The sequence below is a fragment of the Actinomycetes bacterium genome (assembly GCA_036000965.1).
In the GTDB taxonomy this organism is placed as follows: Bacteria; Actinomycetota; CALGFH01; order CALGFH01; family CALGFH01; genus DASYUT01.
This window is the reverse complement of sequence record DASYUT010000034.1, coordinates 1-12,835: the sequence shown is the minus strand read 5'-3', so window position 1 is coordinate 12,835 and position 12,835 is coordinate 1. Positions and strand designations below refer to the sequence as shown.

The window sequence follows — 12,835 nt, the reverse complement described above, 5'->3', positions numbered from 1 at the left end:
GCGTAGAACGCGAGGACGTGCTGGGCGCCGTACAGCGCGAGCTTGTCCGGCCGCAGCACCTCGTCCACCGGGTGCACGCCGGCGTTCCCTGGCCGACGTCGCAACGTCTGGGCCATGCTCCCTCCCCTCCTGATCCTCTTCGGCTGGGTCCGTAGCGGCCACCGACCGGTGCGGCGACCGGCAGCGGCCTCAGCCGCGTTGGATGGTTGCTTCGATCAGGCCGTACGGCTCGACGGTGACCCAGTAGATCTCCCGGTCGTTCTCCAGGCCGAACGGCGAGAGGTCGTAGAGGATGTGATGCTTGTTCGGCAGGCTGAAGTGGATCTTCTCGATGTCGGGGAACCGCTCGAGCACGGCCTTGCCCATCAGGAAGACGGTGTTCTGCACGGACGGGCTGTAATGGTCGGTGAAGGTCGTTCCGATCTGCTCGTTGACGCCTTCCCACAGCCGCGTGAAGTCGGCCTTGGGCTCGTGGTAGTCCCAGGTGGCGGTCACGCTCGTGGCCAGGATCCGGTCGGCTGTGTCCCTGAGCGTGCGGTAGCCGCCCTCGAGGAAATGGTCCCATCCGGAGTTCGTCGTCTTCAGGACCTGCAGGTCGTCGATGCCGGCACTGACGTGCCGCTCGCCACCGTGGCCGCTGACGGTTGCCACGTGCTTGGCGCCAGCGGCCTTGGTGAAGGCGTGCTCATGGGGCTCGCCGTCCACGGTGATCCGGTCCCACCGCTGCTCGACCAGCCGCACCTGGGCACCCGTCACCCGCGGCTGGGTCAGCAGGTAGTCGACCATCTGCAGGCCGAACTCCTCGGGCGAGTCGAAGCTGTGCTGCTTGGCCAGCGCGTACACGGTGTTGCGCATGGTGTCGGTGGCCATCGCGCCGGTGTTGTCGCCCCTGGTGTGCAGGGCCTCGTAGTCGCCGGTCAGGGACACGTCGACGCGGTAGTCCCTGACCTCGTCGCGGTCGGCCCCCCGGATCACCTTGAACAGGTGATTTCCTGCCTTGCCGTAGTTGCTCGAGCCCAAGACGATTCCCATTGCCCCCTGGCTCCCTCGCTCTCGTGTCGGTCGGGTAGGTCGTCGATGGCAGGAGCTCCGAGCGCGGTCGCGCGGAGCGTTGGCGTCAGCGGGAGCGTTCCGGGGCAGCGGCGAGTGCGACGTCGTCCGGCCGCACCGGGATGCGGTTGAGGTCGAGTCGGGTGGCATCCCGGATGGCGGCGACGACGGCGCCCGTCGACGAGATGGTCGGCGGTTCGCCGACGCCCTTCGCGCCGTACGGGGCGCCGCGCTCGGGCTGCTCGATCCAGGTCTGGACCACGGTCGGCATGTCCAGCGCGGTCGGCAGCAGGTAGTCGGTGAACGACGGGTTCCGGATCCGGCCCTTGTCGACGATGATCTCCTCCATCACCGCCAAGCCGACGCCCTGCGCGATGCCGCCCTCGACCTGGCCCGTGACCGCGAGCGGGTTCAGGGCCTTGCCGATGTCCTGCGCGGTCGCGATCTGGACGACACGGACGAGCCCGAGCTCGGGGTCGACGTCGACCACCGCCCGGTGGGCGGCGAAGGCGAACGACCAGTGCGCGTTGCCCTGGCCGTTCTCGTCGAGCGGGTCGGTCGGCGCGTGGTGGAACTCGCGCGTGGCCTCCACCGGACCCGCCTTCAACGCCTCGACCAGGGACACGTTGTGCCTGCCGTCCTTGGTGACGAGCTCGCCTTCTTCCAGCACCAGGTCGGCCGGGGCGAGGTGCAGCTCCAGCGCCGCCCGCTCGAGCAGGACCTCGCGGACGGCGGCGCAGGCCGCCTGCACCGCGCCGCCGCTCATCATCGTCTGGCGGGAGGCGCTGGAGGAACCGGCGGAGCCGACCTGGGTGTCGGCGGCCGCGAGGACGACCTCGTGGACGCCGAGCTCCGCCCGCGCGATCTGCTGGGCGACCGTCACGAAGCCCTGTCCGACCTCGGCGGTGGCCACGTGCACGGTGGCCGTGGGGTCGCCGACGGGCGTGAGCTCCAAGCGGATGCGTGCGGTCGAGTAGTCGTCGAAGCCCTCGGAGAAGGCGAGGTTCTTGAACCCCACGGCGAACCCGACTCCGCGGCGGACGTCGTCCCGCAGCGCCGTCAAGCCGGCGCCACCCGGCAGCATCATCGCCGGTGCATCCTCGGACAGCGGCTCCGGCATCGGCAGGGCCAGGCACGCCCTGATGCATTCCGCCACCGGAGCAGCGCCGATGATGACCTGCCCGGTGAGCAGCTCGTCATGGGTCTTGAGTGCGTTGCGCAGGCGCAGCTCGACCGGATCGATGTGCAGCTCCTGGGCCAGCTTGTCCATCTGCGCCTCGGAGGCGAACGACGTCTGCACCGCGCCGAAGCCACGCATCGCGCCGCAGGGCGGGTTGTTGGTGCGCACCGCGTAGCCGTCCACGACGGCGTTCGGCACGAGATAGGGGCCAGCCGCAAAGCACGAAGCGTTCGAGATGACCGCGGTGCTGGAGGACGTGTACGCCCCGCCGTCGAAGACGAGCCGGGTCTCGACCTTGACGAGCTTGCCGTCCCGGGTCGCGTGGTGCCGGTACCACAGCTTCGCCGGGTGCCGGTGCACGTGCCCGAAGAAGGACTCCTCGCGCGAGTAGACCATCTTCACGGGCTTGCCGGTCTTCAGCGCGAGCAGGCAGGCGTGGATCTGCATGCTGAGGTCCTCGCGGCCGCCGAACGCGCCACCGGTCCCGGCCAGCGTGAGCCGGACCTTGTCGCGCGGCAGGTTCAGGCACGCCGCGATCTGGTCCCGGTCGACGTGGAGCCACTGCGTGGCGACGTAGAGCTCGACGCCGCCGTCCTCGGAGGGCACCGCCAGCCCGGACTCGGGGCCGAGGAAGGCCTGGTCCTGCATGCCCACCTCGTACGTCCCCTCGACGACGACCTCGCCTACCGCGTCGGGATCGCCATGGCGGATCCTGACGTGACGGAAGATGTTGCCCGCCGGATGGATCGGAGCAGCGGTGATCGCCGCCTCGGCGTCCACCAGCGGCTCGAGGACCTCGTAGTCCACCACGACCGCCGCGCACGCGCGCTGCGCGGTCTCGGGGTGGTCCGCCGCCACCGCGGCGACCGGCTCACCGTGGTAGCGCACGACGTCACTGGCGAAGACGGGCTGATCGTGGTGCTCCAGCCCGTAGGTCGGGCTGCCCCACACGTCCTCGGCGGTGATCACCGCGTGCACGCCCGGCATCGCCACGGCAGCGGACACGTCGATGCCGCGGATCCGGGCGGCCGGGTACGGGCTGCGCACGGTGCGCCCCCACACCATGCCCTCCACCCAGGCGTCGGAGGAGAAGGCGAACTGGCCCTTGACCTTGGGGATGCCGTCCGGGCGCAGGACGCTCTCGCCGACCCCGGGAGCGCGGCGCTTGCGGGTGAACGTGGTGGGCAGGCTAGGTGCGGGCATGGGCACGCTCCTGCTGGACGCGGCGGACGGCGGCAAAGATCCGGCCGTACCCCGTGCACCGGCAGAGGTCTCCCGAGATCGCCTCGCGGAGCTCCAGCTCGGTGGCCCGAGGGTTCCGGTGAAGCACGTCATGGATGGCCACGACAAGGCCCGGCGTGCAGAAGCCGCACTGCACGGCGCCCTCCTCGACGAAGGCGCGCTGCACGTCCGAGAGCTCGCCTTCGCCCGACAACCCTTCCACGGTGGTGATCTGGCTGCCCACTGCATCGGCGGCCAGGACGCAGCAGGAAGCGACCAGCCGGCCATCCAGCAGCACCGAGCAGGAGCCGCACTCGCCCTGCTCGCAAGCGTTCTTGGCGCCGGGCAGCCCGAGCCGCTCGCGCAGCACCCAGAGCAGGCTCTCCCCGAGCCAGGCCTCGGTCACGTCGCGGTCCCGCCCGTTCACGGCGAGCGTGTAGCTCTCCAGCGCGGCAAGCACGTCTGGGCCCGCCCCGGGCGCCGGGTAGTCCTCACGGCCGCTGCCGTCGGGGGTCGTCGGGTCGTGCAGCGCGTCACTCGGTGTCTGCTCGGTCATGCTGCGAGGCTCCTCTGCAGTGCCCGGACGGTGATGACCTTCAGGGCATGACGGCGGTACTCGGCCGTGCTGCGGTGATCGGTGATCGGGGACGCCGCCGCCACCGCGAGCTCACCGAACCGGGCGACGGCCTCGGGCGGGGCTCGCAGCCCGTCCCAGTCGATCGCGCCGGCGATGAAGGACTCGGCCTCCGGTGCACGGATCGGGGTTGGCGCGACCGCGCCGAGGCCGCACCGGACCGTCCGGCCCTCCGTGTCCAGCACGACCGACGCGCAGGCGATCGAGATGACCATCGCGTTGCGGGTGCCGACCTTCAGGAAGTGCTGTGGACCGCGCAGCCGGGGGACGCGGACCTCCCGGATGATCTCGCCCGGCCGGATGGCGGTCCGCTTCACCCCGGTGATGAACGCCGACAGGGGCAGCCGCCGCTCGCCGCCGCGGCTGACCAGGACGACGGTGGCGTCCATGGCGGCCAGCACCGGCAGCGAGTCGCCCGCAGGGCTTGCCGTGCCGAGGTTGCCTCCCACCGTGCCAGCGTTGCGCATCTGCGGTGAGCCCACCGTGCGGGCGGCCGCGGCGAGAGCGGGCAGCTCGTCGTTCAGCTGCGTCTCGACCTCGGTCCAGGTCAGGGCGGCGCGGAGGACGACCTCGTCGTCGGTGAGCTCGAAGCCGCCCAGCTCCTCCACGCGGCGCAGTCCGACGACCGCGGGCGGGCGGCGATGGCCGAAGTTGACCTCGACCATGAAGTCCGTGCCTCCGGCCAGCAGCTGCGCGTCCGGCATCTCGTCGAGGGCGTCGAAGGCGTCCTCCACCGTCCTCGGGTGACTGATCCGCATGGCACCTCGCTTCCGGCGCCTAGTCCGTCTTGGTCTTGGCGCGGCCGGACAGATCGTCGATGAGCGTGAGGATCGCGCTGTGGTCGAGCCCGCCTCGCCCGAGGCTGCGCAACGACACGAGCATCTGTGCCACCAGCGCGGTGACGGGGATCACCACGCCGCTGTCTCGTGCAGCCGCCTGCACGATGCCAAGGTCCTTGTGATGCAGGTCGATGCGGAACCCGGGCTCGAAGGTCCGCGCAAGCATCCCCGCGGCCTTTCGCTCGAGGACCTGGTTGCCGGCCAGGCCGCCGGCCAGCACCTTGATCGCGGGCTCCATCGCCACGCCGTGCGCCTCGAGCAGCACGATGGCCTCGCTGACCAGCTCGATCGTGCCGGCCACGATCAGCTGGTTGGCAGCCTTGACCGTCTGTCCCGCGCCGACCGGGCCGACGTGGACGATGGTCCTGCCGAGCGACTGGAGGATCGGCAGCGCGGTCTCGAAGTCCTCGGCATCCCCGCCCACCATGATCGACAGGCTGGCCTCGAGGGCGCCGACCTCGCCGCCGCTCACGGGAGCGTCGAGGAAGCGGACGCCCTTGGCGTGCGCCTCCTTGGCGATCAGGCGGGCCGTGTCCGGTCGGACCGTGCTCATGTCGATGAGCAGCATCCCCTCACGGGCCGTGCTGAGGATCCCGTCCTCGGCCAGCACCACTCCCTCGACGTCCGGGGAGTCGGGGACCATGGTGATGACGACGTCTGCGTCGGCGGCGACATCGGCCGGAGACGTCCCGGCCGTCGCCCCGACGGCCACGAGCTTCTGCACGGGTCCCGGCGACCGGTTGTGCACCTTGACGGCGTGGCCGGCCCGGACGAGATGCTCTGCCATGGGGCGGCCCATCACGCCGAGGCCGATGAATCCGATCGCCGTCACGGTGAGCCCTCCTCAGTCCGTAGATCCGGGACCACGCAACCCGGACGATCGCACGAGCACGAAGGTCGCTGGCTCCTGGTTCGTTTTCCGTCATTCGGGAAGCTGGACCTCGGTACCGGGTCGTCAAGCTGGTGACAGCCCATCGGTTTCCAGCCAGCGGAAAAAATCATCCACTAGCTTGTGCAAACGTACCCGCCGTTCGCTCACGGAGTCAAGCCCCGGCCCTCGACGATCTCGGAGGTGCGCCTCGGGAGACGACCTCGGGAGACGACCTTGAACGTGCGCGCCTTTGAGACGACCTCGGACGCACGGCCTCGGGAGACGATCTCGGACGTGCGCGCCTTTGAGACGATCTCAGACGTACGGCCTCGGGAGACGATCTTGAACGTGCGCGCCTCGGGAGACGACCTCGGACGTGCGCGCCTCGGGACCGTCAGGACGGAGCCACCAGGCTGCCGCTCAAGGCGGCCGAGATGCGCAGCATCTCGGGGAGAAGGCGGTCGTAGTCCTCCCTGCTCAGCCGGCCGTCGGGCGCCGAGATCGACGCCGAGGCCACGGCATCGCCCACACCGAAGACCGGCACCGCGAGGCAGCGGACACCGATCTCCTCCTCGCCGTCGTCGACCGCATACCCATGCCGGGCGACCACGTCGAGCTCGGACAGGAAGCGGCCACGGTCGGTGATGGTCCGCGGGGTCCGGGGCGGGAGGCCCGTACGTTCGAGCAGCGCTTCGACCTCGGTGCGTGGCCGGAACGCGAGCAGGACCTTCCCCACCGCGGTCGTGTGCGGCAGCACCTTGCGTCCGACCTCGGTGAACATCCGGACGTGGTGCTTGCGGGAGGCGACCTGGGCGACGTAGACGGCCCAGTCTCCCTCCAGCACCGCGAGGTTCGCCGTCTCGCCGCTGAGCTCCATGAGCTCGCTGAGGTACGGCCGCACCCAGACACCGAAGGTCCGACTCGCCGCGTCGCCCAGGCGCATCAGGCGGGGCCCGAGCGTGTACTTGCGGGTGACGGTGTTCTGCCTGGCATAGCCATGCTCGAGCAGGGTGCCCAGCAGTCGATGGATGGTGCCGTAGGACAGGCCGGTTGCTCGACGGAGGTCGGTGACCCCGACCTCCCCGAGGTCGGCGAGCGACTCGAGCAGCATGAACGCCCGCTCGACCGAATGGACGCGGCTGGGCTGAGCGCCCTCGGAACTGGTGATGACGCTGGCCCCCTTGCTCCCGAGACGGCCGCTCTTGACCGCCACCTCCTGGCAGACGTACTTTCCCTCATGCGAGCGTAACTTTCCAGATAATGGAAAGATACCTCGGGCCTGCTAGTGGTCCTGTCCTGCTGGTCCCCGGGGCCTGCTGATCCGGGGCCCGCTGGTCTGCCCTGCTGGTCCTGGCCTGCTGGTCCCCGGAGTCGCACTGTCCGGCCGAGTCGAGGCTCCGGGTCCCCTGCCGTCACGCCCGTCGGAGAGCAGATGGTGTACGACTACGACCTGGTCGTCCGAGCCCGCCGGGCGGTGACGCCCCGGGGCGCCAGGCCTGCCGCCGTCGCTGTCCGAGACGGCGCGACCGTCGCGGTCAAGCCGTACGACGCCCGGCTCCGTGCTCGCGAGAGCGTCGTGCTGTCCGACGACGAGGTGCTGCTGCCCGGTCTCGTGGATACCCACGTGCACGTGAACGAACCAGGGCGGACCGAGTGGGAAGGATTCGCCACGGCAACGCGGGCGGCAGCGGCGGGGGGCATCACGACGATCATCGACATGCCCCTGAACTGCGTCCCGCCGACCGTGAACGTCGAGGCGCTGGAGCTCAAGAACAAGGCGGCAGAAGGCCAGTGCCACACCGACGTCGGCTTCTGGGGTGGCGTCGTCCCCGGCAACGTCGCGGACCTGCATCCGCTGCACGACGCCGGGGTCTTCGGCTTCAAGTGCTTCCTCCTGCACTCCGGCGTCGACGAGTTCCCCATGGTCGACATCGCGGAGCTGGGCACGGCCATGGCGGAGCTGCGCCGGTTCGGCGCGCTCATGATCGTCCACGCCGAGGACTCGACCGCGATCGAGCGGGCACCGCGGTGCAGCGGGCAGCGGTACGCCGACTTCCTCGCCTCACGCCCGCGCGACGCCGAGAACGTCGCCATCGGCCAGCTGGTCGAGCTGACCCGCCGCATCGGCGGCCGGGTTCACGTGCTGCACCTGTCGTCCTCTGACGCGCTCGCCATGATCGCGTCGGCGCGACGGGACGGAGTTCGGATCACCGCGGAGACCTGCCCCCACTACCTCTTCCTCAGCGCCGACGAGATCCCGGCCGGCGCGACACAGTTCAAGTGCTGTCCACCCATCCGCGAAGCGGACAACCGCGAGGCGCTGTGGGCGGGGCTGCGGGCAGGGATCATCGACTGCATCGTCTCCGACCACTCGCCGAGCCCTCCGGAGCTCAAACGGCTCGACATCGGCGACTTCGGCGCGGCCTGGGGCGGGATCTCGTCGATTCAGGTCGGTCTGCCGGTCGTGTGGACCGCCGCGCGTCAGCGCGGCATCCCCTTGGACGAGGTGGTGACCTGGATGGCGACGGCACCAGCCCGGCTCGCCGGGCTGACGCGCAAGGGCATGCTCGCCCCCGGGTTCGACGCCGACCTCTGCGCGTTCGCACCAGACGAGACCTTCACCGTCGACCCGGCCGTGCTGCATCACCGGCACCCGATCACCCCGTACGCGGGTCGCACGCTGACCGGGGTCGTCCGCGCCACGTGGCTGCGCGGGACCCGCGTCGACGACGTCGCGCGAGGGCGGTTCCTACGTCGAGGAGGATCATGAGCGAGTTCGTCGACCGGGTGGACCTCGCCGGGCGGAGCCTCGGCGGCGGCGTCATGGCCGCCAGCGACGAGTGGTTCGCCGAGAAGGAGAACCTGCTCAAGGCGGAACCGGCCGTGCACGACCCGGACGCGTTCGGGCCCAAGGGCAAGACCTACGACGGGTGGGAGACCCGCCGCCGCCGCGAGCCCGGCCACGACTGGGCCGTCATCCGGCTGGGCGCGCCCGGGATCGTGCGGTCGGTCGTCGTGGACACTGCCTTCTTCCGCGGGAACTACCCCGAGGAGGTCTCCGTCGAGGCGTGTGGCCTCGACGGCGCCCCGGACACGACTGCCCTGCTCGCCGACGGCGTGGACTGGGAGATGGTCGTACCCGGCTCGCCGGTGGAGGGCGACACGCGCAACGTCTTCGAGGTGGACCTGGAGCGGAGGTTCACGCATCTGCGCCTGAACATGTACCCCGACGGCGGCATCGCCCGCTTCCGCGCCTACGGCGACGTGGTCCCCGACCCACGGTACCTCGCCGGCGCGCCTTTCGACCTCCTGGCCCAGGAGCACGGCGGCCTGGCCGTCGACTGCAGCGACCGGTTCTTCTCCTCGCCGAACAACCTCAACGCGCCCGGCCTTCCGCGGCACATGGGGGAGGGCTGGGAGAACCGCCGTCGCCGCGGTCCAGGCAACGACTGGGTGCTGTTCCGCCTCGCAGCGGCCGGGCTGGCAAGGGTGGCCGAGATCGACACGACGTTCTTCCTGGGCAACGCGCCCGGGGAGGCCGCGCTGCGTGGCTGCGACGCGACGACCTCCTCGCTCGACGCCCAGGACGCCTGGTTCGACATCGTGCCGAGGCAGAAGGTCGTACCGGACACCCGCCACCGCTACCTCGTCGACGAGGTCGCCCGAGCCACGCATGTCCGCTTGGACGTGTATCCCGACGGCGGCGTGGCGCGGGTGCGCCTGTTCGGCGACCTCGACGCCCAGGCCCGCTCGGCCCTTGCGGTCCGCTGGTTCGACCTGATGCCCGCGGCCCAGGCGCTCGCGGTCCTTGCCGGCTGCGGCGCGTCGCGGGACTGGGCCCGGGCGCTCGAGAAGGCCCGGCCGCTGCGAGACCGAGCCGGCGTGGACGCGGCCCTGGCCGCCGCCTCCCGCCAGCATCGAGACGTCGGCGAAGCTCGCGTGCGCACGATGCTCGCTGTCTGACGCCTGGCACCGCCCAGGTGCGCCGCCCGCCGGCTGCCCGCCGGGGCGGCCGAGCGCTGACGCTTGGCAGCGGCCGGGCCCCGACGACCGTCTATTCCCAGTCCCGCGACGCGCCGCAGCCGGCAAGGACCGCGACCCGCCGCCCGCCCGCCGGGCGGCCGAGCGTGGGAGACTCCCCGGCACCGACCGGCTCGCCGTCGCCGGCGGACCCCGGCCCATGACCGTCCCGCAGAACGCCCACCTGACCTTCAGAGCCAACGCTGCAGCCGGCCGGCACGGCTGGCTGCGCCTCACCCCTGCCTACTCCTACCGGCTGGTCGCCGGGACCCTGGCCGGTCGCGAGCCGGGCACGACCGTGCTCGACCCGTTCTCGGGCAGCGGCACCACGGGGCTGTTCGCGGTGGAGGCGGGCCTCGACGCGGTCCTGGTCGACGTGAACCCGTTCCTGGTGTGGCTGGCGCGGGCCAAGACGCGTGGGTACGGCGAGGCGCAGCTCCGCGAGGCGCGCGAGCGGGCCGTGGCCGTGGCCGCGTCGGCCAGGGCGGCGGCCGGCTCGGACGGCCTGTGGCAGCCGCCGATCTTCCGGATCGACCGCTGGTGGTCGCCTCCGGCCCTGGACGGGCTCAGGGCGCTCCGGGCCGCCCTGGACGAGCACGAGGACGGCGGGCCCGCCACCGACCTGCTGCTGGTCGCCCTGTGCCGCACGCTCATCGCGGTGAGCGGCGCCGCCTTCGACCACCAGTCGATGTCGTTCAAGCCGGGCGGCACGGCAGCCCGGGTCGGCGACGTGCTGGACCGCTTCCGGGTCGAGGCCGAGCACGTGGTGGCCACCGCGGGCCGCACGCTGCCGGGCCGGGCGTGCGTGCGGCTCGGGGACGCCCGCTCACCCGCATGCCTCGCCGACCGCCCCATCCAGGTGCTCTTCACCTCACCGCCGTACGCCAACCGCGTCAGCTACGTCCGCGAGCTGCGTCCCTACATGTACTGGCTACGCTTCCTGGACGACTCGAGGCAGGCCGGCGAGCTGGACTGGAGCGCGATCGGCGGCACCTGGGGGGTGGCCACCAGCCGGCTCGCCGACTGGTCGCCGGCCCAGGCCGTCCCGCTGAACGGGTCCTTCGAGGCGACCCTGGGGCGCATCGCCGCGGCCGAGCACCGTAGCGGACGGCTGCTCGCCCGCTACGTGGAGCGGTACTTCTCCGACATGTGGCGGCACTTCCTGGCCGCCCATGACGTGGTCGCGCCCGGCGGAACGGTCGTCTACGTGATCGGCAACTCCACCTTCTTCGGCCACGTCGTGCCCTCCCAGGACTGGTACGCCGAGCTGCTCGCCCAGGCCGGCTTCACCGCCGTGCAGGTGCGCACCCTGCGCAAGCGCAACTCCAAGGCGGCCCTGTACGAGTACGCGGTGACCGCCCGCCGGGGCTAGCGAGCCGGTCGTGTATCAGCGACTGTCCGACTTGCGAACCAGCCAGGGCCGCGTCAGGTCAGGGCCGCGCGTCGGCGACGTAGGCGTCGACCCAGGGCGTGCGGTAGCCGTCCTCGGCCCAGAGCACTGGGAAGAAGGCCTCGTCCATCTCGGTCTCGCCGGGCCGGCGGTAGCGGGAGTAGACGGGGTGGCTGGCAGCCGGGTTCCAGCGCGTGTCGGCGGCCATCAGGTGGCTGATGACCGCGCGCCGCTCGGCGTCGGCCCGGTCGTTGGCCGGGCTGCCGTGGAAGACCCAGGCGTCGTGGAACGCGGCACCGCCGGCCGGGACCTCGATCGGGACCAGGTCCAGCTCGGCGCCGGCGGGCATGACCTCGCGGACGTAGGACAGCCAGTCGTCGGGGGCGTGGAACCTGCCCCCGACCGGGACCTTGGGCCAGTGGTGCGAGCCCCGGGCGTAGCAGATCGTTCCGGTGTCGGCACTGGTGTCGTCCAGCGCCATCCAGCAGGTGACCATGTTCGGCGGCTCCAGCCAGTCGAGGTAGGAGCCGTCCTGGTGCACCAGCAGGGCCTTGCCGCTGGGCGGCTTCCAGATCAGGTTGTCCTGGTTGATGCGCAGGCCGGGGAGGCCGGCGAGCCGGGCAGCGAACCCGGCGTTGCGGCGGGCGAGCGTGGTGGCGGCGACCACCCGGTCGGCCCTCCACGCGTTGCACAGCTGGCGGGTGACGTTGCCCGGGGTCACCCCGGGGGTGTAGTTGACCTCGTCGGGAGCGACCCCGGTCTCCCACTCGTGCTTGAACAGCCGCTCCCAGCGCGCCCGGACCCGCTCCACCTCCTCCCGGGGCAGGAACTCCTCGACCACGACGAAGCCATCGCGGCGGTACGCCTCGACCTGCTCGGCTGTGGGCTCCACGTCCGTCTCCTTCCTCTACGGCCCGGATCACCCGGCGACGCTGCTGAGACCACGGCCCGGATCACCCGGCGACGCTGCCGAGACCACGGTGCCACGACCGCGAGGATCAGCCATCCCCGTCGAGGCTCGGGCGGGGCGCGCCGGTCCCGCCCGCGAGCAGTTCCCGGTAGAGCGCGAGGTAGGCGTCGGCGGCGCGGTCCCAGGTGAAGCGGTCAAGCACCAGGCGGCGCAGGCTCGCCCCCATGGCGCCGAGGTCGGCGCCCGGGCCGAGCAGCTCCACCAGGCCACGGGCGAGGCCGTCGACGGTCGCCGGCACGACCAGCCCGCCACCGGCCTCGGCGACCTCGCCAAAGCCGCACCTGTCGGTGAGCAGCACCGGGGTGCCGGCGGCGCCCGCCTCGAGCGCCACGATCGACATCGCCTCCTGCCGTGAGGGGACGGCGAGCAGGGTGGCGGCGTGGTACGCGGCCGCCTTGGCCGGCCCGTCCAGATGCCCGGTGACGTGGACCCGGCCGGCCACGCCCTCCTCCTCGACGATCCGGTCGAGCTCGCCGCGCATGCCCTCGTCGGGGCCGGCGAGCACCAGGTGGTGGTCTGGCAGCCGGCCGCACACGGCGCAGAACGCCCGCAGCAGCAGGTCGGGCCCTTTGATGGCGTTGAGCCGCCCGACGAACAGCACGAACGGGCTCGGGCCGAGGCCGAAGCGGTCACGGAACCCGGCCTCGCCCGCCTGGCCCC

Annotated in this window: 11 protein-coding genes; 3 read left to right on the top strand and 8 right to left on the bottom strand. The window is 71.7% G+C overall.

The genetic code is table 11. The features are described from left to right. Positions 1-189: 189 nt before the first annotated feature. From pucL to VG276_01925, 6 genes are all read right to left on the bottom strand, one after another. Positions 190-1,032: a urate oxidase gene (pucL, locus tag VG276_01950; protein ID HEV8648170.1), complete on the bottom strand. Its 843-nt coding sequence runs from the start codon at positions 1,030-1,032 to the stop codon at positions 190-192. An 85-nt stretch (positions 1,033-1,117) separates the two neighbouring features. Beyond that, positions 1,118-3,433, bottom strand: a complete 2,316-nt coding sequence (gene pucD / locus VG276_01945) for a xanthine dehydrogenase subunit D (GenBank protein HEV8648169.1) — start codon at positions 3,431-3,433, stop codon at positions 1,118-1,120. Continuing rightward, entirely contained in the window at positions 3,420-4,007 is a 588-nt protein-coding gene (locus VG276_01940; GenBank protein ID HEV8648168.1) for a (2Fe-2S)-binding protein, read from the bottom strand. Before VG276_01940 ends, pucD begins: the two co-directional genes overlap by 14 nt. Next, the gene (locus VG276_01935) at positions 4,004-4,843 is read right to left on the bottom strand and encodes an FAD binding domain-containing protein (protein ID HEV8648167.1); all 840 of its coding nucleotides are present in this window, start codon (positions 4,841-4,843) and stop codon (positions 4,004-4,006) included. Before VG276_01935 ends, VG276_01940 begins: the two co-directional genes overlap by 4 nt. Before the next feature lie 19 nt (positions 4,844-4,862). After that, a complete protein-coding gene (locus VG276_01930) occupies positions 4,863-5,756 on the bottom strand; it encodes a 2-hydroxy-3-oxopropionate reductase (GenBank protein ID HEV8648166.1) in 894 nt (297 codons plus the stop codon). 433 nt (positions 5,757-6,189) lie between these two features. Further along, positions 6,190-6,963, bottom strand: a complete 774-nt coding sequence (locus VG276_01925) for an IclR family transcriptional regulator (GenBank protein HEV8648165.1) — start codon at positions 6,961-6,963, stop codon at positions 6,190-6,192. Positions 6,964-7,227: 264 nt separating this feature from the next. Between VG276_01925 and allB the strand changes: the two genes are divergently transcribed. From allB to VG276_01910, 3 genes are all read left to right on the top strand, one after another. After that, on the top strand, positions 7,228-8,565 hold the full coding sequence (allB, locus tag VG276_01920) for an allantoinase AllB (protein ID HEV8648164.1): 1,338 nt from the start codon (positions 7,228-7,230) through the stop codon (positions 8,563-8,565). Then, on the top strand, positions 8,562-9,758 hold the full coding sequence (gene alc, locus VG276_01915) for an allantoicase (protein HEV8648163.1): 1,197 nt from the start codon (positions 8,562-8,564) through the stop codon (positions 9,756-9,758). Before allB ends, alc begins: the two co-directional genes overlap by 4 nt. Before the next feature lie 217 nt (positions 9,759-9,975). Next, the gene (locus tag VG276_01910) at positions 9,976-11,187 is read left to right on the top strand and encodes a DNA methyltransferase (GenBank protein ID HEV8648162.1); all 1,212 of its coding nucleotides are present in this window, start codon (positions 9,976-9,978) and stop codon (positions 11,185-11,187) included. Between the two features lie 58 nt (positions 11,188-11,245). Here the strand turns inward: VG276_01910 and VG276_01905 are convergent, their stop codons facing one another. Beyond that, positions 11,246-12,097, bottom strand: coding sequence for a phytanoyl-CoA dioxygenase family protein (locus tag VG276_01905; GenBank protein HEV8648161.1), 852 nt, complete (start codon positions 12,095-12,097; stop codon positions 11,246-11,248). 106 nt (positions 12,098-12,203) lie between these two features. Then, positions 12,204-12,835, bottom strand: a 632-nt coding sequence (locus VG276_01900) for a glycosyltransferase (GenBank protein ID HEV8648160.1), incomplete at its 5' end; no start/stop codon positions are given.